Consider the following 455-nt stretch of genomic DNA (forward strand, 5'->3'; position numbering starts at 1 on the left):
GGCTCGCGACCGAGAACCCGACGTGGGGCTACCAGCGGATCCAGGGCGAGCTCCTCAAGCTCGGTTACCGGGTGAGCGCATCCACGATCCGCCGGGTCCTGAAGACCCTCGGGCTGCCACCGGCTCCTGCTCACTCACTCACCGGCCGCGGGCGTCGGTGACGGCGTCGACGCTGCCCACCGCGGCTTTGCCGAGATTCATACGCTGCTCGCCGCGCTCCAGCCGCGCTACTTCATCCATGGTCACGTCTACGCCGACTCCAGCCAGGACCGACCCCAGACCGGCCCCACGACGGTCGTCAACGCCTCCAGATACCAGCTTTCTGGACGCCGGAGGCCTGGGCGTGTAGGAACGTGCGCCAGGAGGCATCGGCCCGCCGGGGCGTGGGATCGACACCGGCGCGGTGCAGGATCCGCCAGACGGTGGCCACCCCGACCGGGTAGCCCAGCCCGACG

2 pseudogenes are annotated in these 455 nt (G+C 70.5%); one reads left to right on the plus strand and one right to left on the minus strand.

The window, feature by feature from the left end:
• Positions 1–128, plus strand: a pseudogene (locus tag FMEAI12_RS39145) (IS3 family transposase); the annotation flags it as partial.
• 197 nt (positions 129–325) lie between these two features.
• On the opposite strand, the pseudogene FMEAI12_RS40470 reads toward FMEAI12_RS39145, so the two are convergent.
• Positions 326–455, minus strand: a pseudogene (locus tag FMEAI12_RS40470) (integrase); the annotation flags it as partial.

This window comes from Parafrankia sp. Ea1.12 (genome assembly GCF_900465275.1).
In the GTDB taxonomy this organism is placed as follows: domain Bacteria; phylum Actinomycetota; class Actinomycetes; order Frankiales; family Frankiaceae; genus Parafrankia; species Parafrankia soli.